Raw genomic sequence first — 23862 nt, 5'->3', positions numbered from 1 at the left:
GGTAACGGAGGAGGTCCCGTGATCGATATTCGATACTTCCGGCTTCCCGATGTGGGAGAAGGTCTGACAGAGGCGGAAATCACCCGCTGGCACGTACGTCCAGGCGACCGTGTCGGCCAGAATCAGGTCATCGCCGAAATCGAAACCGCCAAGGCTCTCGTCGAGTTGCCGAGCCCGTTTGCGGGAATCGTTGCGGAGATTCTCGTCGCCGAGGGAACGACGGTTCCGGTCGGCACGCCCATCATCGGCATCGACGTCGCCGCGGCGCAGTCCGGAGCGCACCCGGGAGTGCGCGAAACACCGAATGCCAACGACGAAGCCGATTCGGCGGCCATGCCGCGGGAATCTGCGGTGATTGCGGCGACGGGATCCGGAACCGTTCCGGCGACGGGATCTGGAACCGCCGCAGCGACGGAAAAATCGACTGCCATGGCACCGGAAAAATCCAGCGACATGCCAGATGCATCGGGCGGCACCGAACGAACAGCCGTTCTCGTTGGTTACGGACCGCGAACCGAAGGAACCCCACACCGCCGCCGTCGGCGGGTCGGTAAGCCGGAACGGCCGGCGGAACCGGTACAGGCGGTCGCGGCCGCATTTCACAGTCAGCAGCCGGAGCACATCGCTGTTCCCGCCATCGACACCGTGGAGGAGACCGCAGACGAACCGCCGCCGCGGGCGGTGACGACGTCCCCCGTCTCGACCGCGCGTGACCGCAGCGTGCTCACCGAGCCGATATTGGCGAAACCGCCGGTGCGCAAGCTGGCGCGCGACCTGCACGTCGATCTGCGCGGCGTCCAGGGCAGCGGGCCGGGCGGGGTCATCACCCGCGAGGACGTCGAAGCAGCCGCACGAACCACCGCAACGGCCGCGCGAACCACCGCAGGGGCCACACTGGGAGAATCGCTGGCGGCTGCCGCGACCGCGCCGGACGCGACGCGGCCGCCGATAATGCGCGGCGAGGAGCGCATTCCGGTGCGCGGTGTCCGCCGGGAAACCGCCGCAGCGATGGTCCGCAGCGCCTTTACGATTCCGCACGTCACGGAATTCGTGACCATAGACGTCACGCCGTCGATGGAGACGCTGGACCGGTTGCGGAATCGGCCGGAATTTGCCGGCATCAAATTGTCACCGCTGACACTTACCGCGAAGGCGGTTCTCCTCGCCCTGCGTCGGTACCCGCTCGTGAATTCCTACTGGGACGACGCTTCCGACGAAATCGTCGTGCGGCATTACGTGAACCTTGGTATCGCGACCGCTACGCCCCGCGGCCTCGTCGTCCCCAATATCAAGGACGCCGACCGGCTCTCTCTCATCGACCTGGCCCGGGCCATCAACGAGCTGGCGGCTACCGCCCGGGAAGGGCGTACCCCTCTCGCACAGCTCCGCAACGGAACCTTCACGATAACGAATGTGGGCGTCTTCGGCGTTGATACCGGGACACCCATCATCAACCCCGGCGAAGCGGCGATTCTCGCGCTCGGTACGGTTCGGCGTGCTCCGTGGCTGTATCACGATGCGGTTCAGCCGCGTTGGGTGACGACACTCGGCCTGTCCTTTGACCATCGCATCATCGACGGTGACCTCGGATCCCGTTTCCTGCGGGACGTCGCGGCGTTCCTCGAGGACCCAGGAGCCGCACTGCTCGCAGCCGTGTAGGTTTCAGTTGCGGAAACGGGAGAGTTATTGATGCGGATCACCATCCTGCAACTTGAGGTCAGCGACCACGAGCCGTGGCCGGATCGCGTCGATCGGGTCGTTGACCTCGTCGCGAGCTGCCGGGACGCCGACCTTGTCGTGCTGCCGGAATTGTGGGTTCCCGGCGCGTTCGCCAGCCGTTTCTTCGCCGAGGTCGCCACGGAATTGCCTGGTCCGATTATTCCGCGGCTCGGCGCGGTCGCAAAGGAGCTTGGCGCGTTCATCATGGCCGGAACGTTCATCGAACGCGCCGATCCGGCAACAGACCGCATCGGCTACAACACCGCCGTGCTCCTCAATCCGGACGGCGCCATTGCCCACACGTACCGCAAGGTTCACCTTTTCGGTTTCCACGAGGGCGAGGCGCGGATGCTCGCCGCCGGCAATGACGTCACCACGTGCCGGCTCGAGGGCGGCCGGATGACCGAGACGGCAACCTATGGCACGAGCACGTGCTACGACTTGCGGTTTCCTGAGCTGTACCGGATTCTGGTCGACCAGGGCTGCGACCTGCTCGTGATACCGAGCGGCTGGCCGGCGCAACGGTTGGAACATTGGCGGGTGCTCACCCGCGCCCGCGCTATTGAAAATCAGCTTTTCGTCGTGGCCTGCAACGAAACCGGGCATCAGCAGGGTGTTGAGCTCGCCGGGCACAGCGTGGTCGTCGATCCGTGGGGACAGGTCGTTGCGGAAGCCGGCGCCGGTGAGGAGATTCTCACCGTCGACATCGACCTCGGCGAGGTACCGCGGATCCGTCGTGATTTCCCGGTCTTGCCCGATCGCCGATTCCGCTGCGTACCCGCTAACTGACCCGCCGGACCGCGCTGCGTACCGCCTTTCGGCCCGACGGCCACGGCCTCGTCCACCGGGCGAGCCAGCGGCTCATCGGGTTAACCCCCGTCCGCTGCAGCCAGCGTTCGACCTCAGCGTGTACCTCCGGGGTGGCCAGGCCGCGCACCTCGACCGTGGTACGCCGGCGCAGAATATCGTCGACCGTGCACGCCCACTCGTCGGTCACGGCGTACGCGACTTGCGCCCAAATATCGGGACCGTCGGGATGAATCCGCTCCGCCAACCGCGGATCCGCGGTCAGAATCCGGCTGATCTCATGGGCGTACGTGCCGTAATGGCCGGCGAGATGCGCGACGACATCCGCCGGCAGTTCGGGATGCGCGGCGCGGAGGATTCTGGCCACCGCATCCGGATGCGCCGCACCGGGAAGCATCATCCGATGGTCATCGATGGCCGTTCCGCCTAGCGTCTCGGCTATCTGGCGCAGCACGTCGAGACCGATACGGCGGAACGTCGTCCACTTGCCGCCGGCCACACTGACCAGTCCGTATCGCCCGCGGCTGATGACCGTCTCCCGGCGAATGTGCTGGGTGTCTTGCTCACTCCGCGGCAGCACCCGAAGACCGGCGAACCGATACCGCACCTCCACCTTTGCTAACCAGGCGGGGTCAATCGCCTGACCTGCCTCGGAGAGAATGCGCGCTTCGTCGGCGTCCGTGCACTGCACAGCCGCAGGATCCCCGTCGTACGGCTCGTCCGTGGTGCCGAGCAGCAGCTGGTCTTCCCACGGAATCGCGAACGAGACCCGGCCGTCGGCGAGCGGCACGGTGAGCGCAGCCCGCCACGGCGGCGCTTCCCCGTCAGCCGGCGCGTGCAGCCGGACGACGAGGTGTGCGCCTTTCGACAATTGCACGGACGGCGCCGCGTCCGGGTCTTCCAGTCGGCGTACGTGATCCACCCACGGTCCGGTTGCGTTGACCACGGCCCGCGCTGCGACGGCGTACTCGGTGCCGTCGAGCCGATCCACCACGCAGGCACCGGACATTCGTCCGTTCTCCACCAGAAACCCGGTGACAGCCGAGTAATTGGCGAGCACCGCGCCGCATTCGGACGCGGCGTGCGCGACCATCAACGCAACTCGTGCATCGTTCATCTGGTGGTCGTAGTACAGGCCGCAACCGCGCAGACCGTCGAGCCGCAGCGCCGGAACCATCTGGGCGGCACGACGCGCGGACAACAATTTCCCGGGACCGTCGTCGAATTTCGATAATGCGGAGTAGACGAGCATCCCCGCCCCGACGCGGACCCTGCCGTACGGGCCGCCCTCATAAAGCGGCACCAGAAACGGCAATGGCCGCACCAAATGCGGCGCCAGCTCATCCCCCAGCGCCCGGCGTTCGGTGTGGTTCTCGTACACCAACCGCAGGTCACCCATCGCCAAATAGCGCAGCCCGCCGTGCACCAATTTCGTCGACGCACTTGACGTGGCGCCGGCGAAGTCGCCTGCCTCCACCAACGCGACCCGCAGGCCGGAGCGCGCGGCGTGCCACGCCGTGGAGAGGCCGATGATCCCGCCGCCGACGACGAGGACGTCGAAGATGCCGTGCTGAAGCGTCGTACGGGTGAGCTGCCGGCGAACCTGCGCTGCACGTGTCACGGGCGACCTCCTCGATCCCATCATCCGCCCTGGCATGGTGGTTGGGCGGTTACGTCGAGCCGCGGCGACCGTGCCGCGACTGGGATCCGCGACCCACTGCCGCTGGGATCCGTCACGTCGTGCCGCGGCTGGGATCGGCGGCGCCGCGTCCGACCCGCAGCGCGGGTTCCGGCCGGCGAACCGTAACCCTGCGTCCAGACGCGAGATCGGGGAGAATGACTGTCAGGAGGCATCGTGCTGGATCCCACGGACCTGTACACCATCAGCGGCACACCGCCTGCGCGCGCGCCGGATGCGCCGCTGATTCTCGTTCACGCGTTGTCCGGGTACGTCGACGCCGGCGACGCGGTACGGTTGACCGCCCGGCACCTGCTGGACACCCTCGATCACCGGGAAATCGCCCGGTTCGATATCGATCAACTGTTCGACTACCGGGCGCGGCGTCCGCCGATGCTCTTCGACGAAGACCACTGGGCCGCGTACGACGCCCCTGAGCTCGTCGTCCACGCGGTGACGGACGGCGGCGGGCGGGAGTTTCTTCTGCTTACCGGCCCGGAACCGGACACGCAATGGGAGCGTTTCGTCGCCGCCGTGTGCACGCTCCTCGAGCGTTACGGCGTCGACGTTACTGTTGGACTCAACGCGATTCCCCTTGCTACGCCGCACACTCGGCCGATCGGCGTCACCCGGCACGCGACGTCGCAGGACCTCATTCCGGGCAACCGGCCGTGGCTGCAGCAGGTGCACGTGCCGGCAAGCGCGGCGCATCTGCTGGAATTCCGGCTCGGCGAACAAGGCCGCAAGGCGATGGGAATCGCCGTGCACGTGCCGCACTACGTGGCGCAGAGCGAATTTCCACCCGCGGCGCTGCGCCTCATCGACGAGCTGCGTGAACGTACCGGCCTTGACCTTCCCCGCGAGCCGATCGCAACAGCCGCAGCGGCGACGCTTGCCGAGATCGACCGCCAGGTTGGCGAGTCGACCGATGCGATGGCGATGGTCTCCACGCTCGAGCAACAGTACGACGCTTTCCTGCACGCCAGAAGCGGTGAATCCCCGCTGGGCGGCGGAACAGACAATCTCCCAAGCGCCGACGAACTCGCCGCCGAACTGGAGCGGTTCCTGGCCGAGCAGGCTCGCCGTCACCGCGACGATCGCGATCAGTAGCGGATACGGTGATCCATTGCCTGTCTGAACGTGCGGGTTTCCGGAACACCGGTGACACGCTGGCGCGCGGTGATCCCGTGCGCATGTGAACGGGCGCGATGTCGCCCGTCGACCCGGCTGAACCGCGGCCTCCGACCGCTCGTTACTGCTGAGGAACCGGCCCCGGTCGCTCCTCACCTCGGAGGCACACAATGCTTGACCGACTGACACTCTCGACCGCGATGCGCGCCCGCCGACCGATTGCCCTAGCCGCTGTAGCGTTCGCCGCCCTGCTCACGGCTGGGTGCAGCAGTTCGTCGTACGGCGGCGGTTCGACCGCCTCCACATCCACCGCCCAGGCCGCCGGCGGCGGCGCCGCGTCATCCGGCGCTGCTTCGGCCGGCGCTGCTTCGGCCGGAGCTGCGGTCGTCGGAACGGCAACCGGCCCCCTCGGGACGTATCTCGTCGACGGGCGGGGGATGACGCTGTATTTATGGGACGCCGACCGTGGCACCGCGTCCACCTGCTACAACGCGTGCGCAAAAGCATGGCCGCCGTTGCTAACCAACGGCGCGCCGACCGCCGCAGGGGGAGCCGACGCAAGCAAATTGGGTGTCTCGAAGCGCACGGACGGCACAACGCAGGTGACCTACAACGGCCATCCGCTGTACTACTTCTACAAAGACACCAAGCCGGGTGAGATGGCCGGGCAGGGCAGCAACGGATTCGGTGCCCCGTGGTGGATCGTCGCGCCCAGTGGGACCCCGATCATCACAATGCCCAGCAGCTCAGGCGGCTACGGCTACAACTACTGACCGGGGAATCCCTTACGAGCCGCGGTGCTCACTAACCGCGCGCGTTGCGCGCTTGCCGTCCTCGGCGGGATGGATGGACCGACCCCGTCGACGCACTCCCAGCCAGACCCTGGTCACCGTCCTCGGCGGGATGAGCGAACCCGTCTCAACCGCTAGGCGGCAGCTAACCGGGAAGCCGTACGCCGAAATTGCTGCTGAGACGCCATTGTGCTCCGTGGGCACACGGAGGCATGTGTCCTCGACATTTCCAAAGAGCAGCGCCGAGAGTCGGCGGCTGTCCGGGCGAAAATCCACGCAGGCGGCAGCTGGCGTGATGCACCTTTCCCCATATCCAACCCCGCGTGCACGATCGGCGCAATGCCGGAAAGGAAAGGCTCACTTTAGCCATCAAGAATTCAGCGGCGGCAAGCGTTGTCAGCGCACGGGGGCATACGCCGCCCCTCACCTGAAACGGTCAGCACAAGCATTGCCAAAGAAACCCGCCGTTGCGAGTCGGACACCGCGTTGCAGCTGCGGCTCATTATGCGACCCCGCTCGACGGCGCACCGAACCTTCTGGAGAAGATTGAAGCGAACCGTCCCGAGACGAGGAATTCGATGCGGCGCGAACATTGGCTGTTCACAACCTCGACAGCCTTCCTCGCCCTCGGCGGACTTGCATGGCTCGTGCACATGCACAAGGCGGCCGTCGTCCTCTGGGTGCTCGCTACCAGCCTTGGTCTTGCGGTGTCACTGGCCACCACCATCAAAGCGGTGACGAAACGGCGTCCCACGGTCGACGTCATTGCGCTCCTCGCCCTCGCCGGCGCTCTTGCCGTTCGGGAACCGTTCGCTGGTGCTGTGATCGCAGTCATGCTGGCAAGCGGTCAACTCCTTGAGGAGCGGGCATCGGCGCGGGCTAGCCGGACACTCAGTGCACTTGTCGCTCGATCGCCTCAACAGGCTCGTCGGTACCGCACGTCTGGTACAACACCGGCCGCCGGCGAAGCCGTCGACTCCGACGCAGAGGTGATCGAGGAAGTACCGATCGATGCTGTCCAAGTCGGCGACCGCGTCGTGGTCCGTCCAGGCGAAGTCGTGCCCGTCGACGGACGACTCCTCACTCCTGGTGTCTTCGACGAATCCAGCCTGAGCGGAGAGTCACGCGAAGTCGAGCGCGAAGCCGGCGAGCCAATTCGCAGCGGAGTAATCAACATCGGTTCGCCGGTCGAACTGGCGGTGACAGCGCCTGCCGCAGAATCGACCTACGCCAGGCTGGTGCAGCTGGTAGCTGAGGCACAACGTGTCGCCACTCCGTTCGTACGGCTGGCTGATCGACTTGCGGTCTTCTTCGTTCCGCTCACTCTTGCTGTGGCCGGAAGCGCATGGGCGTTCAGCGGTGACGCTGTTCGTGCGGTCGCCGTGCTGGTCGTCGCGACCCCGTGCCCGCTTCTCCTCGCCGTACCCATCGCGCTCATTTCCGGGGTGTCCCGTGCTGCGGCGAGTGGTGTCGTCGTGAAAGGTGCCGGTGCGCTCGAGAAGCTCGCACGCGGGCGAACCATCCTCTTCGACAAGACGGGCACATTGACGCGCGGTGAGCCAGAGATCGCTGAAATCATCGTGGCGGACACGTCAATCGATCCGCGTCACTTGCTTCGCCTGGCTGCTGCTGTCGAGCAGTTCTCCGCACATGTCTTCGCCGCCGCCTTTGCGCGCGCGAGCGGCCGGTCCCAGTTGTCGGTCCCGGTTGCATCCGACGTGGCAGAGATCCCCGGGTGTGGAGTTGTCGGCGTCGTGGACGGTCGTGAGGTGCGGATCGGCAAAGCACACTGGGTTCTCGACGGGGCAACACCAGCGTGGGCGCGACGTGCCCAGCGGCGAGCAGAGATGGATGGCTCGTCTGTTGCTTTCATCGCCGTCGATGGCCGTCCTGCAGGAGCGTTTCTTCTCCGTGACCCGGTCCGCTCAGATGCACCACGCATGATCCGTACGCTGCGCAAGGCGGGGCTCACCCGCATCGTGCTGCTCACCGGTGATCGGCCGGATGTTGCGGAATCCGTCGGGCGCGTGGTTGGCATAGACGCCGTTATCGCTGATGCTGATCCGGCCGACAAGCTCGTTGTCGTTCGAGAAGAATCCAGCGTCGCACCGACCATCATGGTCGGTGACGGGATCAACGACGCACCTGCGCTAGCCGCCGCAGGTGCCGGGGTGGCCTTGGCCGGGCGTGGGGCGACGGCCTCGTCGGAAGCAGCCGACGTCGTTCTCGTCGCCGATCGCGTCGACGCGCTTGCAGACGCCGTTCTTACGGCACGACGAACGAAGCGGATCGCCGGTCAGGCCGCAGGTACCGGCATGGGCTTGTCCCTAGCGGCAATGGCGGCCGCAGGACTGGGCCTGTTGCCGCCCGCAGCAGGGGCGCTACTTCAAGAGGGTATTGACCTCTTGGCAATCGCTCTGGCGCTCCGGGCCCTCCTGCCGGGTACGCGACACACCGTCGGACTCGCGACGGCGGACCAAGCGGTAGCCGAGCGGCTCCGCGCCGAACACGACGTCGTCCGCAGCGTTGGTCAACGATTGCGAGTCGTGGCTGATGCTCTCGCGCCATGCCGAGAAGACTTCTCGGCTCTCGAGGATCTCGTCGGAGAGCTCGAAGCCGTACTCCTCCCGCATGAACGTGCCGAGGAAGACCAATTGCTGCCGATCGTCGCGCGTGCGCTGCGCAGTTCCGATGTCGTCGCCGGCCTGAGCCGGGCCCATGCGGAGATTGAACACTACGTACGCAGACTTCGGCGCTTGCTGACGATGGTAGGGGGTGAGCCGGAGTCAGACGACGTCATCGAAGCTCGTCGGTTGCTCTACGGTCTGCACGCCGTACTCGACCTGCACAACGCTGAAGAAGACGAGATCGCCTTCGCACTACTACCGGATGCCGGTCAGCGCAACACGCAGGACCAGAAGCGCGTTCTCACGTCGACGGCTCCCACGGGCGTCAGCGAATGAAGAACTCCCGAACATCGAGCGGAGAGCGATGCCACACCGATCTGAGCACGGTCGATTGATACGGACGAGCATCGCTGCCGCGGTGGGATTGAGCCTTGCGGTGACCGGGTGTACGGCGTCCCGGCAGCATTCGGCCGCCACCGTCGAGCAGCATGCGCCCACAGCACCGGTTGCCCCGCAACCGACCCCGACGGCGAACGCCAATCCAGGCCCCGAGCCAGCCCTCGGCGCGACCACCCTCCCAGTCCGATTGCCGACTCCGCTGTCGCGACTCGGCGCGGTCCCCGTGAATCACCGCATTCTCCTCGTCGGCGGTCTCTTGGCGAATCAACAGACGACGTCAAGCATCGAAGTCTTCGATCCACGCGCGATGACCGTCAGCTCCGCGGGTCACCTGCCCACTCCGACACACGACGCCGGCTCAGCATTGCTCGGCGATCACGCAATGATCGTTGGCGGTGGGTCCGCCAGCTCCACCTCGACGGTTCAGGCGGTGAGCCTGACGGGAACGGCGTCGATCTCGGGGAACCTTCCCGCACCACGCTCCGATGACGCCGCGGCGTCCGATGGCGCCACGCTGTACATTGTCGGAGGCTACGACGGCGCGCGCGAACTGCCTGACATCCTCGCGACCACCGACGGCCGAACGTTTCGCCCGGTCGGCCGCCTCGCCGTAACCGTGAGATACGCCGCCGCGTACGTCGACGGCAACTCATTATGGATTTTCGGCGGTGAGCACAACGGCCAACCGACGACCGATATACAACGGTTCAATAGACAGACCGGGCAGACCTCCATTGCCGCCCACCTCCCCAGACCGCTCGCCCACGAAGGGGTGGCCGTGATCGGAGGTCACATTCTGCTCCTCGGCGGCACGGACGGTTCACACCCGCAGAACACCATCTACTCCTTCGATCCGACGACCGGCGCCGTCACCGTCGTAGGTTCCCTGCCGGAGGCCGTCTCGGACATGGGGGTCAGTGTCGTCGATCAGACGGCCTACATCATCGGCGGCGAAGCGCTCACCGCGGAACAGACCGTCGCGCCGACGACCGCCATCGTCGCCGTCGCGTACCGCGATGTCACCCCAGCCGCGCAGTCGACCGGCTCGCCGAATCCACCGTTCGACGGTCACCTGCTCATCGCGGACCGCGGCAACAACCGGCTGCTTCTCGTCGACGCCCGCGGCCACATCGTGTGGCAGTTTCCCGCACAAGGCGCCGCCGCGTCGTCGTTCTACTTTCCCGACGACGCGTTCTTCGTCGACCACGGCCGGGCGATTCTTTCCAACCAGGAGGGAAACAACACGATCATCGAGATCGCGTATCCGACCGGCCAGACCCTCCGGTCTTATGGAAAACCCGGGGTCGCCGGCAGCGGCGCCGGCCTCCTGCACGAACCCGACGACGCCTACCGGCTGGCCAATGGGCTCACCACCGTCGCCGACGCCAACAACTGCCGGGTCCTCGTCATCGGCCAAGACGGCCGGATCGTCCACCAGATCGGCCGCACCGGCGACTGTGTGCACCGACCCCCGGTCTCCCTCGGCTATCCCAACGGCGACACGCCGCTGCAGGACGGGAACCTGCTGATCTCCGAGGTCAACGGCTCGTGGATCAGCGAGTACACCCTCACTGACCGACTAGTTTGGACGGTGCACCTCCCGTTGACCTATCCATCGGACCCGCAACAAATCGGCCCAGACCGCTACATCGTGGCCGACTACGCCAAACCTGGCGCGATCATCGAGTTCGACCGGGCCGGGCGCATCCTCTGGGAGTATCGCGTCACGGCCGGCCGGGGAATGCTCGACCACCCAAGCCTCGCCGAAGTACTGCCCACCGGATTCATCTGCGTCAACGACGACTACCGGCACCGCGTCGTCATCATCGACCCGTCCAGCCAGCAGATCGTCTGGCAGTACGGGATCGACGACACATCCGGGACCGCACCCGGTCTCCTCAACACCCCCGACGGTTTCGACCTGCTCGGACCCGGCGGCACCACGCCGACGCATCCGTGGACCGGTTGAGTGCGAGCGCATTCACTCTCGTGGTGGGCGAGGGGGGAGTTGAACCCCCACGTCCTTCCGGACACACGGACCTGAACCGTGCGCGTCTGCCATTCCGCCACTCGCCCGTCGGCCGGGACTCCGCGCAGAACAACCGTCCACGCGTCCCGGCGACCGCCCAGCGTAGCAGGAACCGAGCTCGATCGGTTCACGGATCCGGGGAACCGGGCACCCTCGGTAGCATCGCAGCAGGTACAAGCCGAAGCCGCTCGAAGGAGGGTGCGTGGGGGTGCTCCAGCGCTTCGAGCGACGGCTCAGTGGTCTGGTCGAGGGTCTGTTCGCGCGCGCGTTCCGCTCGGAGGTACAACCGGTGGAAATCGCCGCGGCGTTGCAACGCGAACTAGACAACGAAGCCGCCATCGTTGGACCCGAGCGGACGCTCGTGCCGAACCGGTTCATTGTCGAGCTCGGCGACCACGACCACGCCCGGCTTGCGCCGTACACCCGCCCGCTCGTCCACGAGCTGATCGAGATGGTTCGGGAGTACGCCGACGAGCAGCGGTACAGCTTCGTCGGTCCCGTCACCGTTGAGCTCGCCCATGAGCCGTCGTTGGACACGGGGGTGTTCCGGGTGCGGAGCGAGGTCGTCGCCGCCGAGGCGCCAGCCGCGGTGCGGCCGATTAGCCCAGCAGAGGGAGCGGGCGTTCCGCCGCCGTCCCCTTCGAGCACGGGTCCGGAACCGGCTCCCGTTCCCGCGGCCGCCGTCGGTAATCCGTACCTCGGCAAGCCGGCCGACAGTGCCGCCACGGCCGTGAACTACGGCCGGCTGATCATCCGCGAGGGCGCGGGGCTTGCCCGAGAGGTTCAGCTGCGCAGTCCCGTCGTCCTCATCGGCCGCGGACCGCAGGCGGATATCCGGCTCTCCGACCCAGCGGTGTCCCGCCGGCATGCCGAGCTCCGGCTGGATACCGACCCCCCGGTCGTGACCGACCTCAACTCAACCAACGGCACCCGGCTGAACGGCGTCCTGGTTAATACCGCGCCGCTTGCTGACGGTGACCGCATTGCCGTCGGCGAGACCCTCCTGGTCTACCACACACCGGCACCTCCGCAGCGGCAGGGCTGAGTCGAGCGATGTCCGAGCTCTCGCTATTTCTCCTGCGCGTAGGGTTTCTCGCTCTCCTCTGGATTTTCGTCATCATCGCCTTCGGCATCGTCCGCTCGGATTTAACCGTCGGCGCCACCTGCAGAGTCGGACAGCCGCGGCCAAGGAAACCAGCGCGACGACAGCAGACCGCGGGCAAAGGCGCGCGCAAGCTCGTGGTCGTAGCGGGTTCACTCGCCGGCACCAGCATCACGCTCGGCACGACGCCCATCACCATCGGGCGGGCGAATGACTCGACGCTCGTCCTCACCGACGAATACGCATCCAACCGGCACGCGCGATTGTTTCCGCGCGACGGTCAATGGTACGTGGAGGATTTAGGTTCGACGAATGGCACGTTCCTCGACCGGGTGAAGGTTACTCAGCCGATGAGCGTCCCGCTGCGTACCCCTATCCGCATCGGGAAGACCGTTCTGGAACTCCGCCGATGAGAAGCGATTGTGCGCCGATGACCGACGGGACGACACGGGGTGGACCGTGGCGTTGACGCTCCGCTACGCGGCACGTTCTGACGTCGGCCTGATTCGGGCGTCGAATCAGGACGCCGTGTACGCCGGGCCCCATCTGCTCGCGGTGGCCGACGGTATGGGTGGGCACGCCGCCGGGGACGTCGCCAGTGCGGTGGCCATTGCGAGTCTGGCGCCGCTCGACGAGGATGAGCCGCCTGCTGACATGCTCGGTGCGCTTGACCAAGCAATTCGGCGGGCGAACGAGCATTTGCGGCTCATGACCGAAGCGGACAGTGAATTGGAGGGCATGGGCACCACCCTCACCGCATTGCTGTGGAACGGCAACCGGGTCGCCCTCGCGCACATCGGCGACTCCCGCGCCTACCTGCTCCGCGACGGAGAACTCACACAAATCACCGAGGACCACACGCTGGTCCAGCGCCTTATCGACGAGGGTCAAATCGACGAATCCGAAGCCGCAACGCATCCACAGCGTTCCGTCATTCTTCGCGTGTTGACCGGCCGTCCGGACGACGTCGCCGACTTGTCCATCCGCGAAGTCCGGGCCGGCGATCGGTTTTTACTCTGCAGCGACGGGCTTTCCGGAGTCGTCAGCAAAGAGACGCTGCGCGAGACGCTGAAAATACCCGATCCCGACGAAGCCGCCGACGCACTGATTCAACTGGCGCTGCGGGCCGGAGCACCGGATAACGTGACCTGCATCGTCTGTGACGTCGTCGACGATACCGACCAATCGATACCGTCCGAGCCAATCATCGGCGGCTCAGTCGCCGGCCAGACGACGTCCACCAACACCGTGTCAGACAGCGCGGCAGCCCGGGCGGCGGCCCTGCGCCCGCGGCGGCAATCGTTCGTGAAGCGGGTCGTCGTCGACGATCAGCCTGGCCGGCGGTGGCGCGGGCCGGTCCTTGCGGTGGCGCTCATCATCGCCGTTGCCGCCGCCCTTTTCGGCGGAACGTGGTGGTATGCCCAGCATCAGTACTATGTGGGAACCGCGGACGGCGTCGTCGTCGTTTATCGGGGCATCAAGGGTGATGTGCTCGGCTTGGATTTCTCCTCCGTCATCGAGCGGACGACCATTCCCGTCGCCCAACTTCCCGCCTACCAGCGGGAGCGCGTAATGGACACGATCAGCGTCCCCAACCGGGCCGCAGCGGAGCGGATCGTCGAGCAGCTTCGCGCCTCGCTGCCCTCCCCACCCGGCGCGCCGCAGAGCGCGGCACCGTCACCCACTCCACCGGCCACGGCGACGCCAGCGGCAGGATCACCATGACGGCCACGACCGAGGTGCTGCGGATCCTCCGCCCGCGCCGACCCCGTACCCGCCGCGGCGTGGAGCTCGCGATGCTGCTCCTCGCGGTCATCATCCCGCTCGCCGCATACACGATCGTCGGTCTCACCCGGAGTCGGCACGTGCCGGCTGACGTTCTCACCTACGGGCTCGGTCTCGGCGCTGTTCTCGTGGTCGCTCACCTCGCCGTGCGGAAATTCGCCCGGTACGCCGACCCGCTCCTGCTGCCGTGCGCGGCGCTGCTCAACGGCTTGGGTCTCGTTCTCATCCATCGGCTCGACCTTGCCGGCCCAAAGACGCAGCGCTCCGACGCAACCCTGCAGCTGATCTGGAGTGCCGTCGGCATCGCCCTTTTCATCGCCGTCCTCGCGCTGATCAGAGACCACCGCCGACTGCAGCGCTACATGTACACGTCGATGCTCATGGGCTTGCTGCTCCTCGCTGCTCCTTCACTATTGCCGGCCCGATTCAGCGAGATCAATGGTGCGCGGAACTGGATTCGCTTTGCGGGCTTCTCCATTCAGCCGGGGGAATTCGCCAAGATTCTGCTCGTCATTTTCGTCGCGGGATTCCTCGTCGCGAAGCGGGACGCGTTAGCCCTCGCCAGCAGGCGTTTCCTCGGGCTCAATCTGCCGCGGGGGCGGGACCTTGGACCGGTGCTCGTCGCCTGGCTGGTCAGCGTCGGTCTTCTCGTGCGGGGACGCGATATCGGCATGTCGATGCTCTTCTTCGGTTTCTTCGTCATCATGCTGTACATTGCGACCGAGCGGTTCTCCTGGGTGGTCATCGGCGCTCTGCTCTTCGCTGCAGGCACGTTCGGCGCCTACCACCTTTTCGGGCATGTCCGGGAGCGTTTCGAAATCTGGCTTCACCCGTTCCGGTACGCCCAGACGACCGGTTACCAGCTGGTCCAGGCCTTGTATGGCTTTGCGAACGGCGGATTGCTCGGCACCGGACTCGCCAACGGCCGCCCGGATCTCGTACCGTTCGCCAAGAGCGACTTCATCATCGCAACCATCGGCGAGGAGCTGGGCCTCACCGGTCTCACCGCGATTCTGCTCCTGTACGTCGTCATCGTCTCCCGCGGAATGCGCGCGGCGCTCTCGGTACGGGACGCATTCGGGAAACTGCTCGCCGCCGGCCTGTCGGTCTCCCTTGCCCTGCAGGTGTTCGTCGTCGTCGGTGGGGTGACCCGGCTGATTCCGCTCACCGGCATCACGACGCCGTTCCTCTCGTACGGCGGCTCGTCGCTGGTCTCCAACTGGGCGGTTATTGCCCTGTTGCTGAAAATCAGTGATGCGGCCCGCCGGCCTGCACCGACCCGGATCGATGACGCGACGGTGGTGGTGGGCTCGTGAATCGACCGATCCGCCGCGTAGCCCTGGTGTGCCTCGTCCTTTTCGCGGCGCTCCTGGCGAACGACAATGTCCTCCAGTTCGCCCAAGCCAAGAGCCTGCGGGACCACCCGGGTAATACGCGGACACTGTACGCCCAGTACGACCGCAAGCGGGGGGATATCGTCGCATCCGACGGGACCATCCTCGCGTCGTCAAAGCCGTCGAACGACGCCCTGAAATACCTTCGGGTGTATGCGAACGGACCCCTGTACGCACCGATAACCGGTTACTACTCCCTTATCTACGGAGCCGGCGGCATCGAGGCGGCGGAGAACTCGATCCTCGCCGGAACAGACGATCGCCTGTTCGTGCGCCAGTTGTCCAATCTCGTCACCGGCCGCACACCGCAGGGGGGCAGCGTCGTACTGACCATCGATCCGCTGCTGCAACAGACGGCATACCAGGCGCTCGGTAACCGCAAGGGCGCCGTCGTCGCCCTCGATCCGTCGACCGGAGCCATCCTCGCCCTCGTCAGCACACCGTCGTACGACCCGAATCTCCTCTCCGCGCACGACACCGCGACCGTCCGCACGGCCTGGAGTTCGCTGACGGCCAACCCGAATCAGCCGATGCTGGACCGGGCCCTCGACCAGACCTATCCGCCGGGATCCACGTTCAAGCTCATCACCGCCGCTGCGGCGCTCGCCAGCGGCCGGTACACGCCCCAGTCACAGATCCCGGCGCCAAATATCCTGCCGTATCCGAATTCCACCAAGTCGCTGACCAACTTCGCCGGAGAGAGCTGCAGCTCGACAGGGACGACGACGCTGATCCAGGCGCTCACGATTTCCTGCAACACCGCGTTCGGTGACCTCGGTGAAGCCCTCGGACAGGATGCACTGCGCAAACAAGCGGAAGCCTTCGGCTTCGATGCGCCGTTCGCGGTGCCGGTGAAATCCGCGGCGAGCGTCTTCCCCACCGGCTTGGACGCCGCGCAGACCATCCAATCAGCGATCGGTCAGTTCGACGTCCGTGCCACACCGCTGCAGATGGCCGTTGTCGCCGCTGCCATCGCCAATCATGGAGTTCTCATGCGTCCGTATCTCGTCAAACAGCTCGTCGCACCGGATTTGTCGATCCTGGAGACGACGAAACCGCAACCGGTTCGCCAGGCGGTTTCCGCCGAGGTGGCCGCGGAGCTGACCCAGATGATGGAAAGCGTGGTAGCCAAGGGTACCGGCACGGTTGTCCAGCTGCCCGGTGTCACCGTCGCCGGAAAGACCGGGACGGCGCAGAACGCCGTCGGGCAACCCCCCCACGCGTGGTTCGTCGCCTTTGCCCCAGCGGAGCACCCGAAGATTGCCCTCGCCGTCCTCGTGGAGAACGGGGGCGGAATCAACGACGCGACCGGGGCAAGCGTCGCTGGACCGATCGCAAGGGCCGTTCTCCAAGCAGCGCTAAGGGAGTCCTCGTGACGAGCAACGACTCGCTGACAAACCAGCCGCGGCGCATCCTCGCCGACCGATATGAACTCGGCGAAATCCTCGGCTACGGCGGGATGGCTGAGGTACGCCGGGGCCGTGATCTCCGCTTGGGCCGCGACGTTGCCATCAAGACGCTCCGTGTCGACCTCGCCCGCGACACGTCATTTCAGACACGTTTCCGCCGGGAAGCGCAAGCAGCCGCCGCGCTCAATCACCCGTCGATTGTTGCTGTTTACGACACCGGTGAGAGCATGCTGGACGGCGTCCCGGTGCCCTATATCGTGATGGAGTACGTCGAGGGGCGGACGCTGCGGGACATCCTGAAAAGCGAGTCGCACATTCTTCCCCGCCGCGCACTGGAAATCGTCGCCGACATTCTTGCCGCACTCGAATACAGCCACCGCAACGGCATCGTGCATCGGGACATCAAGCCCGGCAACATCATGCTGACCCACAACGGCGAGGTCAAGGTGATGGATTTCGGCATCGCCCGCGCCGTCGCTCAATCCACGGCGACTGTGACCCAGACCGCCGCCGTCATCGGAACCGCGCAGTACCTCTCGCCCGAACAAGCCCGCGGCGAGCCGGTGGACCCCCGCAGCGACATTTACTCGACCGGCTGCGTTCTCTACGAACTCCTCACCGGTACCCCGCCGTTCACCGGGGAATCCGCGGTAGCGGTCGCTTACCAGCACGTCCGGGAAGATCCGGTGCCTCCGTCACGACTTAATCCCGACGTCACACCGGACATTGACGCGATCGTCATGAAGGCCTTGGCGAAGAACCCCGCGAACCGGTACCAGAGTGCTGCGGAGATGCGAGCGGACATCGAGCGGGCGCTGCTGGGTAAACCCGTCCAAGCAACACCGCTGCTCCTCGACCCGACGGAGCGGTTGTCCGCTGTCACGGAGGAGATCCGCCCTGCTCAGCCCCGGACCCGGCGCGGTCTCATCTACACCCTGCTCGCGGTCGCCGTCCTCGCCCTCCTAGTAGCACTCGGTCTACTCGCCCGCCAACTGATCACCGGTTCACACGCCACGCCGACGCTTCCGGTACCCAACGTGATAAACATGACCCAATCGCAAGCCGAGCAGACATTGACCAGCGACGGGTTCAAGGTCAAGGTCGAGACGCAGCCGAACGCTTCGGTGCCGCAGGGGATCGTCTTCGATCAAAACCCGACCGCGGGGACACGGCTGCCGAAGAACTCGGTCGTCACAATCACGGTGTCCGCTGGGCCAAAGACGGTGACCGTACCTGACCTGACCAACAAATCGTTGGAGGACGCCCGGGCTGCCCTTCGGGCGCTCGGTCTCACCGTGGGGAATGTGACGCAGCGCGATTCGCAGCAACCGGCCGGCACGGTGCTCGATCAGAATCCGAAACCCGGCTCCCCAGCCGCCGCCGGCTCGCGCGTCGACCTTGTCGTCGCCAGCGGAACCGGCACCGTTCCCGATGTCCGAGGCCTGCCGACCAGCGACGCCGAACAAGAACTGACCAGCGCCGGCTATGCCTACAACGTCGTCGAAGAACCAAGCAACGACGTCCAACAGGGATTCGTCATCAACCAAGTGCCGGGACCTGGACGCACCGCACCGCTTGGGTCCACCGTGACGCTCTACGTGTCGTCCGGTACGCCGTCGGCGTCGCCGTCGTCGTCGGCCTCCGCCTCACCGTCACCGAGCGGGTCGCCGTCGAGTCCAGCGCCGTCGCCGTCGGCGAGCAGCTCACCGTAGCGCGGTCGGCGTAAGCGGCGTCCGAATCGCCGCGACCCGCGCTATCGCATCGGGGTCGCCGCAGCGAGCGAGCCAGTTGGCCAGCAGCCGATGTCCGCCCTCCGTGAGCACCGACTCCGGATGGAATTGCACCCCTTCGACAGGCAGATTCCGGTGCCGCAGAGCCATGACGACGCCGCTTGCGGTTCGCGCGGTGACCTCCAGGTCAGCCGGCAGGGTGGTTTCGTCCACGGCCAAGGAATGGTACCGAGTAGCGGTGAACGGATTCGGCAATCCGTCGAGCACGCCTGCCCCGTCGTGCCAAATCTCACTGGTCTTGCCGTGCAGCAATTCCGGCGCGCGGGTTACGACACCGCCGAAAGCTACCGCAATCGCCTGGTGGCCAAGGCAGACGCCGAGAATCGGTTTCTGACCCGCAATTTCCCGAATCAGCCGAATACAGACGCCGGCCTCCTCCGGTGTGCCTGGACCAGGGCTCAGCAAAATCCCGTCATAGGGAAGCGCATCGGCTGGTTCGATCTCGTCGTTCCGCGCGACGGTGCACTCCGCGCCCAGCTGGGCGAGATACTGCACGAGGTTGAACACGAAGCTGTCATAGTTGTCCACCACGAGGATGCGCATGGGCTGATTGTCGCAGAAACCGCGCCCGTCCACGACGGCGTCGTCCTCGCGGCACCGGCCGGCATGGTGCACACCGGCCGGCCGTCAGCGTCCCGACCCAGCCGAGGGCCGGCCGTCAGCGTCCCGACCCAGCCGAGGGTCCGCCGTCAGGCGGGAAGCCGGCGGACGGCGTCGGTGAGGCTGCCGGCGACGCAGCGGCTGAGGAACTGTGCGGCCGCGGTGAGGTGATCGTGACGTCGTTCCACGGCAGCCGCGGCTCCACCCAGGGGAAGACGACGAAAAAGAGCAGCGCGAGAAACGCCGCCGCCAGCAGCGTCACGCTGAGGATTTTCTCCGCCGCGCCACCGGGCAGTTTCCGCCAGAGCCAGCCGTACATGAGCTCATCCCTCCCGCAGCACCGCCGGGATTCCGGCGGATTTCGGCTGAGCCGTTTCGAGCCGGCCGTGGACGACGAGCCGGTGGGACGCGGAGTATTTCGGGGTGCAGGTCGTGAGAGTGATAAGGGCTTCGGTCGGCCGTTCACCCGGGTGATCGGGGACCGGGAGGATGACGGCGACATCGGTCGGCAAGACCGTTTCCATCTGAGTGACGCGGTAGACGTACCACATTGTCGCCGTCTCAATGACGATCGGATCACCGAGGCGCAACTTGTCCAAGCCGTTGAACGGGGCGAGGTACGTCGTGCGGTGCCCGGACACGACAAAATTTCCCACCTGGCCGGGCATGGCGGTCCCCGGGTAGTGACCCGGTCCCTTTTTGAGATCCGCAGTCGAGACACCCTCGACAATGGCGTACACGTAGTGCCGGCCCAGCCGCGGAATACGGATGAGTGCGAGCGCATTGCCCGGCACGACGTCGTCCGGGAGCACCCCATCGGGACTCGGCACGGCCGACGGGGCAGGCGGCGGAGCCGGATTCGCCGTCGCGGTCTGCCAGGTAATCGCAAGCTCGTGCTTGAGCTCGCGCTGCGCCGATGCCGTGTACAGCCCGGTGAACCACAAGTCGTAGCCGACAAAGAGAAGCACGACCACGCCCAGGGTGATGAGAATTTCCCCCGCCACTCCCAGGACCCGCCGGGGCGCCGAGCCGCGGATCGTGGTAACCGGTGATTTCTGCAGCGTGCGGGTCATGGCGACGACCCGCCGGCGAGTGGAGCAGCAGGAGTTCGGGGGGGTTGACCGCCGGTCTGCGGCGGCAGCACCGCGGCGTGGACGAGGGTCAGGCTTCCGTCGTACGCGGGAACCGTGAGGTGCTGGGCGGTGCGAACCTGGTAACCCAGATGGTAGGCGGCCACGTACTGACGATAGATCGTCACGTTGGGGTCGGCATCCAACGCCGCACGGAGTCGATCCGGGTCGCCGACAGCGGCGATCACGTAAGGGGGTGAATACACCACACCCTCCAGCAGCAGGGTGTTGCCGACACAGCGCACCGCGCTGGTGGCGACGAGGCGCTTGCCTTGCAGGCTGATTGCGCGGGCGCCGCCAGCCCACAGCGCATTGACCACGGCCTGGATGTCCTGCTGGTGAACGACGAGGTAGTCCGGGGGGACGGCGTTCGCTGCCGCACCGCGCAGCGGCGGAGCGTCGTCCAAGGTCACGATGAGACCGGGACCGGTCTCCGGTCGCAGACCCACACTGCCCGCCAGCTCATCCGCAGCCGTCCGAAGCTGCGCGACGCGACCATCCGTGCGGGCAGCCTGGTCAGTGAGATCACGAACCCGCTGCTGCAGCGCGGCCAACTTCTTGGTCTCACCGTTCACCGTGCGCTGCATGCGTGCGACCAGATCCGCGAGGTCACTCCGGCCGATCACCCGTAGGTCGGCGCCGTGCGCGGTCGTCGCGGAGGTCGCGAAGAGAAGCCCCGCGAGGGCGGCAACGACAGGTACGCCGACCCGCCAGCCGGTCGTCCGCCGCATCGGCGGCTCACCCCTTCCGCGAGGTCACTTCCGCTGCGTTGAGCACCGCGATTACGCTAGCGGCCAGAGCGAAGCCGTCATGACCGCGAGGTGAACCTCGCCTATCAGTCTCCGCCGGGAGGGCTGGATCGTGCCGAAATCTCGGGTGCGCAAAACGGTGGACTACATCCCACCACCGACCCGCTCGCCGAAGAAGCGGGTCAGCCCGCCGTGGCTTGCCCCCACGATGGTCGCCTGCTTGATCGTCGGTGTGATCTGGCTGGTCATCGGGTACGTGACCCAGTACACATTCCCGGGAATGGACGTCCTCGGTGGTCAGGCGGGCAATCTGATCGAAGGTTTTGGACTGTTGGTCATCGGGCTGGGTCTCGCGACCCAGTGGCGATGACGTGTCGGGAAACTACACCGACGTAATTCTCCACAGCGGTTGTCCACATTGGGGACAACGTGTCGCACGCGAAAATCAGCCGCGATCGCGCGGGGGACCAGTCAGCCGCGATCGCGCGAGGGAGAAGCCGGCGACGAGCACCGTCAAGCGGTGAGCTGCGTCGTCCGGATCGCAACAGCGATCAGCAAAATCGCCAAGAGTGCGATCGACGAGAGGAGTTGAGCCGGCGTCCGCCAGGCGCGAGGGGCATATGACCACGCGGCAGCCAGAGCACCGCCGCTGAGCAGACCGCCGATGTGGCCTTGCCAGCTGACGCCGGAGAGGACAAACGTGAGCGCCAAATTGATGACGATGACGAGGCCGATCGGCCGGATGTCGAAATTCAACCGCCGGCCGAAGACGAACAACGCCGCAAAGAGCCCGAAGATCGCTCCAGATGCGCCCAGGGTGGCGGATCCGCGGGGCGCGAAAAGGTAGACGGCTGTCGAGCCGCCGAGCCCGGCAAGAAAGTACAGCACGAGGAAGCGCAACCGGCCGAGCAGCGCCTCGAGTGGTGCGCCCACGACAAGGAGCGCCCACATGTTGAAGACGATGTGCAGGACGCTGGCATGTAGGAACATTGCCGTGATGAGCCGGTAGAACTCGCCGCCCGCGACGCCCGCGTAGGGATGCGCAAAACCGGTCTCGCCGGGAATCAGGGCATAGCGGAGCTCGAATCGCGGGCTCACCTGCTCGAGCAGGAACACCACCGCGTTGATGGCGATGAGCAGGTAGGTGACGGCGGTCTGCTGGGGGCGGAGTCGTCCGCCCAGCGCCGTCCGGGTGATCGCCTGTGACCGGGTGCCGCGGCGGACACACTCCGGGCACTGAAAGCCAACCGACGCCTCGACCATGCAATCCGGACAAATCGCGCGATCACAGCGGACACAACGGACCCAGGTTTCGCGGTCCGGGTGACGGTAGCAGGTCGGGGGAGACGCCGGCGGTGCGTAGCCGTTGCCGTCCATGCCTTAGACCGTCTCCGCTGACGAGCCGCCCTGCTCGGAAATCGCCACCGAATGCAGCCAGACCGGATTCAATGGACGATCCGCTTCGTCGGTGGGAACCTGCGCGATGCGCTCGACGACCTCAGTACCGGCGATCACTTCTCCGAAAATCGTGTGCTTGTGGTTCAGCCACTGAGCCGGTGCGACGGTGATGAAGAACTGCGATCCGTTGGTGTGCGGTCCCGCGTTCGCCATGGCGAGCAGGTACGGCCGGTCGAAGACGAGGCCCGGATGCAGCTCGTCGGCAAAGGTGTAGCCGGGCCCGCCGTAACCGGTGCCGAGCGGATCTCCTCCTTGGATCATGAAACCGGCAATGACGCGGTGAAAGACCGTTTCGCTGTACAGCGAACGGTGCACGCGCCGGCCGGATCGGGGATCCAGCCACTCCCGGTTTCCCAGGGCAAGGTCCACGAAGTTCTGCACGGTATGTGGTGCGTGGTCAGCGAAGAGCCGAACCGTGATGTCACCCAGGCTGGTGTGCAGAACAGCCTCCGGCAGTGCTGTCACCATGATCTCCTCTGTACCGGGCCTTGCCCGCAGTGCGAATGCGTTCCATCTTGACACGCGGCGAACAGCGTGCCGACGTACCGTGGAACCTAGACGCCGCCGTACGCCGTAACCACCGCCGAGCCGGCAGGTTCGGCGATGGGCGAGGCATTAGTGGTAGGTCGTTGGGGAATGGGGAAGCTACCGGACGACCAGAGGGAGGTGGCAATGCGTGTCAGTGTGCTGAGCCGGGGAACCGCTGCTCGGGAGCTCTCGGCTCGTGGAGCTCAACAAGTGGCCAGCCAGCTCGACCGCGCGCGGGCATTTGTTGCCGATCGCGTACTGCCCACGGCCGCGACGTGGGTTCGGACAGCGCAGGCGGCATCCGGACCGATCCGCCAAGAGGCGGTACGCCGCACTCGCCTGGTAGGCCGGGCGCTCCGTGGCATGGACGGCGCGGTCGTTGCACCGGCGCCGCGCCGGCGCTGGCCGATGGCGGCGGTGTTCCTGGGAATCGGCAGTGCCATTGGTGCGGCCGTGGCCTGGGTTCTCCAAGCGGGGAAGCCGGTGCAATTGGCGCCTTACCCGGCGCCGCCCCGCGTCGACGACTCCGCCGGGATGAACGGGACAGGGGAGCAGCCGGCTTCCGTGGCGCACGACGAGAGCGATTCGGACTGAATCGCCCGCGCGGCGGCCTGAAGCAGGCATACGCCGCAATCATTCAGCTGGGCGCGACGAATCGTCCGTGGCTGCCCGCCACGCAGGTATACGCCAGTGCAGTTGGGCCGCCCTTCGTGGGGCAGGGCCACAAGGCAGCCAC

The 23862-nt window shown here is 66.2% G+C and carries 21 protein-coding genes and 1 tRNA gene; 14 read left to right on the top strand and 8 right to left on the bottom strand.

The genetic code is table 11. The annotated features are described in order from the left end of the window. Nucleotides 1–18: 18 nt before the first annotated feature. Both ACEL_RS00170 and ACEL_RS00165 read left to right on the top strand, forming a co-directional pair. Nucleotides 19–1659: a dihydrolipoamide acetyltransferase family protein gene (locus ACEL_RS00170; RefSeq protein ID WP_011718871.1), complete on the top strand. Its 1641-nt coding sequence runs from the start codon at nt 19–21 to the stop codon at nt 1657–1659. Nucleotides 1660–1689: 30 nt separating this feature from the next. Then, nucleotides 1690–2508, top strand: coding sequence for a carbon-nitrogen family hydrolase (locus tag ACEL_RS00165; protein ID WP_011718870.1), 819 nt, complete (start codon nt 1690–1692; stop codon nt 2506–2508). Here the strand turns inward: ACEL_RS00165 and ACEL_RS00160 are convergent. Beyond that, complete coding sequence (locus ACEL_RS00160; RefSeq protein WP_202943372.1) at nt 2501–4147, bottom strand: glycerol-3-phosphate dehydrogenase/oxidase; 1647 nt, start codon at nt 4145–4147, stop codon at nt 2501–2503. The genes ACEL_RS00165 and ACEL_RS00160 overlap by 8 nt on opposite strands. 234 nt (nt 4148–4381) lie before the next feature. Here ACEL_RS00160 and ACEL_RS00155 point away from each other — a divergent pair, with 234 nt between their 5' ends. The 4 genes from ACEL_RS00155 to ACEL_RS11230 all read left to right on the top strand — a co-directional run bounded on the left by ACEL_RS00155 (nt 4382) and on the right by ACEL_RS11230 (nt 11121). Then, a complete protein-coding gene (locus ACEL_RS00155; RefSeq protein ID WP_011718868.1) occupies nt 4382–5314 on the top strand; it encodes a PAC2 family protein in 933 nt (310 codons plus the stop codon). Nucleotides 5315–5505: 191 nt separating this feature from the next. Further along, nucleotides 5506–6108, top strand: coding sequence for a COG4315 family predicted lipoprotein (locus tag ACEL_RS00150; protein WP_011718867.1), 603 nt, complete (start codon nt 5506–5508; stop codon nt 6106–6108). Between the two features lie 596 nt (nt 6109–6704). Then, entirely contained in the window at nt 6705–9089 is a 2385-nt protein-coding gene (locus ACEL_RS00145; protein WP_011718866.1) for a heavy metal translocating P-type ATPase, read from the top strand. Nucleotides 9090–9117: 28 nt separating this feature from the next. Then, entirely contained in the window at nt 9118–11121 is a 2004-nt protein-coding gene (locus tag ACEL_RS11230) for a Kelch repeat-containing protein (protein ID WP_011718865.1), read from the top strand. A gap of 21 nt (nt 11122–11142) precedes the next feature. Here ACEL_RS11230 and ACEL_RS00135 read toward each other — a convergent pair. Continuing rightward, nucleotides 11143–11228 (bottom strand) — tRNA-Leu (locus ACEL_RS00135). Nucleotides 11229–11383: 155 nt separating this feature from the next. Here ACEL_RS00135 and ACEL_RS00130 point away from each other — a divergent pair. From ACEL_RS00130 to pknB, 6 genes are read left to right on the top strand one after another with little or no spacing between them, the layout of a single operon-like run. Next, the gene (locus ACEL_RS00130) at nt 11384–12226 is read left to right on the top strand and encodes an FhaA domain-containing protein (protein ID WP_011718864.1); all 843 of its coding nucleotides are present in this window, start codon (nt 11384–11386) and stop codon (nt 12224–12226) included. 8 nt (nt 12227–12234) lie between these two features. Then, on the top strand, nt 12235–12696 hold the full coding sequence (locus ACEL_RS00125) for an FHA domain-containing protein FhaB/FipA (protein ID WP_011718863.1): 462 nt from the start codon (nt 12235–12237) through the stop codon (nt 12694–12696). A gap of 46 nt (nt 12697–12742) precedes the next feature. Further along, the gene (locus ACEL_RS00120) at nt 12743–14008 is read left to right on the top strand and encodes a PP2C family protein-serine/threonine phosphatase (RefSeq protein WP_011718862.1); all 1266 of its coding nucleotides are present in this window, start codon (nt 12743–12745) and stop codon (nt 14006–14008) included. Continuing rightward, entirely contained in the window at nt 14005–15384 is a 1380-nt protein-coding gene (locus tag ACEL_RS00115; RefSeq protein ID WP_011718861.1) for an FtsW/RodA/SpoVE family cell cycle protein, read from the top strand. Before ACEL_RS00120 ends, ACEL_RS00115 begins: the two co-directional genes overlap by 4 nt. Next, nucleotides 15381–16838, top strand: a complete 1458-nt coding sequence (locus ACEL_RS00110) for a peptidoglycan D,D-transpeptidase FtsI family protein (RefSeq protein ID WP_011718860.1) — start codon at nt 15381–15383, stop codon at nt 16836–16838. Before ACEL_RS00115 ends, ACEL_RS00110 begins: the two co-directional genes overlap by 4 nt. Beyond that, nucleotides 16835–18583 (top strand): Stk1 family PASTA domain-containing Ser/Thr kinase, encoded by a 1749-nt coding sequence (gene pknB / locus ACEL_RS00105; protein WP_011718859.1) that lies wholly within the window; start codon nt 16835–16837, stop codon nt 18581–18583. Before ACEL_RS00110 ends, pknB begins: the two co-directional genes overlap by 4 nt. On the opposite strand, the gene ACEL_RS00100 is transcribed toward pknB, so the two are convergent. The 4 genes from ACEL_RS00100 to ACEL_RS00085 form a co-directional block, all read right to left on the bottom strand. Next, nucleotides 18575–19204, bottom strand: coding sequence for an aminodeoxychorismate/anthranilate synthase component II (locus ACEL_RS00100; RefSeq protein WP_041835119.1), 630 nt, complete (start codon nt 19202–19204; stop codon nt 18575–18577). The two genes, pknB and ACEL_RS00100, sit on opposite strands and share 9 nt — an antisense overlap. A gap of 115 nt (nt 19205–19319) precedes the next feature. Next, entirely contained in the window at nt 19320–19580 is a 261-nt protein-coding gene (locus ACEL_RS00095; protein ID WP_011718857.1) for a hypothetical protein, read from the bottom strand. A 4-nt stretch (nt 19581–19584) separates the two neighbouring features. After that, nucleotides 19585–20334, bottom strand: coding sequence for a class E sortase (locus ACEL_RS00090; protein ID WP_011718856.1), 750 nt, complete (start codon nt 20332–20334; stop codon nt 19585–19587). Next, nucleotides 20331–21122 (bottom strand): DUF881 domain-containing protein, encoded by a 792-nt coding sequence (locus ACEL_RS00085; protein WP_011718855.1) that lies wholly within the window; start codon nt 21120–21122, stop codon nt 20331–20333. The genes ACEL_RS00090 and ACEL_RS00085 overlap by 4 nt, the downstream gene beginning before the upstream one ends. A gap of 130 nt (nt 21123–21252) precedes the next feature. Between ACEL_RS00085 and crgA the strand changes: the two genes are divergently transcribed. Beyond that, entirely contained in the window at nt 21253–21510 is a 258-nt protein-coding gene (crgA, locus tag ACEL_RS00080; RefSeq protein WP_011718854.1) for a cell division protein CrgA, read from the top strand. Between the two features lie 143 nt (nt 21511–21653). Here the strand turns inward: crgA and ACEL_RS00075 are convergent, their stop codons facing one another. Then, nucleotides 21654–22403 (bottom strand): rhomboid family intramembrane serine protease, encoded by a 750-nt coding sequence (locus ACEL_RS00075; protein ID WP_202943371.1) that lies wholly within the window; start codon nt 22401–22403, stop codon nt 21654–21656. A gap of 117 nt (nt 22404–22520) precedes the next feature. Continuing rightward, nucleotides 22521–23066, bottom strand: coding sequence for a peptidylprolyl isomerase (locus tag ACEL_RS00070; protein ID WP_041834835.1), 546 nt, complete (start codon nt 23064–23066; stop codon nt 22521–22523). A gap of 198 nt (nt 23067–23264) precedes the next feature. On the opposite strand from ACEL_RS00070, the gene ACEL_RS00065 reads away from it, so the two are divergent. Next, nucleotides 23265–23720, top strand: a complete 456-nt coding sequence (locus ACEL_RS00065) for a hypothetical protein (RefSeq protein ID WP_148204479.1) — start codon at nt 23265–23267, stop codon at nt 23718–23720. Nucleotides 23721–23862: the final 142 nt, after the last annotated feature.

It is taken from the genome of Acidothermus cellulolyticus 11B (assembly GCF_000015025.1).
GTDB lineage: Bacteria > Actinomycetota > Actinomycetes > Acidothermales > Acidothermaceae > Acidothermus > Acidothermus cellulolyticus.
This window is presented reverse-complemented; position numbering and strand designations above follow the sequence as displayed.

Excerpts from the sequence above, each read along its gene's own strand:
- ACEL_RS00165 (WP_011718870.1), top strand. The coding sequence starts at position 1,690 with ATGCGGATCACCATCCTGCAACTTGAGGTCAGCGACCACGAGCCGTGG.
- ACEL_RS00150 (WP_011718867.1), top strand. The coding sequence starts at position 5,506 with ATGCTTGACCGACTGACACTCTCGACCGCGATGCGCGCCCGCCGACCG.
- ACEL_RS00145 (WP_011718866.1), top strand. The coding sequence starts at position 6,705 with ATGCGGCGCGAACATTGGCTGTTCACAACCTCGACAGCCTTCCTCGCC.
- ACEL_RS11230 (WP_011718865.1), top strand. The coding sequence starts at position 9,118 with ATGCCACACCGATCTGAGCACGGTCGATTGATACGGACGAGCATCGCT.
- ACEL_RS00125 (WP_011718863.1), top strand. The coding sequence starts at position 12,235 with ATGTCCGAGCTCTCGCTATTTCTCCTGCGCGTAGGGTTTCTCGCTCTC.
- ACEL_RS00115 (WP_011718861.1), top strand. The coding sequence starts at position 14,005 with ATGACGGCCACGACCGAGGTGCTGCGGATCCTCCGCCCGCGCCGACCC.
- ACEL_RS00100 (WP_041835119.1), bottom strand. The coding sequence starts at position 19,204 with ATGCGCATCCTCGTGGTGGACAACTATGACAGCTTCGTGTTCAACCTC.
- ACEL_RS00095 (WP_011718857.1), bottom strand. The coding sequence starts at position 19,580 with ATGTACGGCTGGCTCTGGCGGAAACTGCCCGGTGGCGCGGCGGAGAAA.
- ACEL_RS00090 (WP_011718856.1), bottom strand. The coding sequence starts at position 20,334 with ATGACCCGCACGCTGCAGAAATCACCGGTTACCACGATCCGCGGCTCG.
- ACEL_RS00085 (WP_011718855.1), bottom strand. The coding sequence starts at position 21,122 with ATGCGGCGGACGACCGGCTGGCGGGTCGGCGTACCTGTCGTTGCCGCC.
- ACEL_RS00075 (WP_202943371.1), bottom strand. The coding sequence starts at position 22,403 with ATGGTCGAGGCGTCGGTTGGCTTTCAGTGCCCGGAGTGTGTCCGCCGC.
- ACEL_RS00070 (WP_041834835.1), bottom strand. The coding sequence starts at position 23,066 with ATGGTGACAGCACTGCCGGAGGCTGTTCTGCACACCAGCCTGGGTGAC.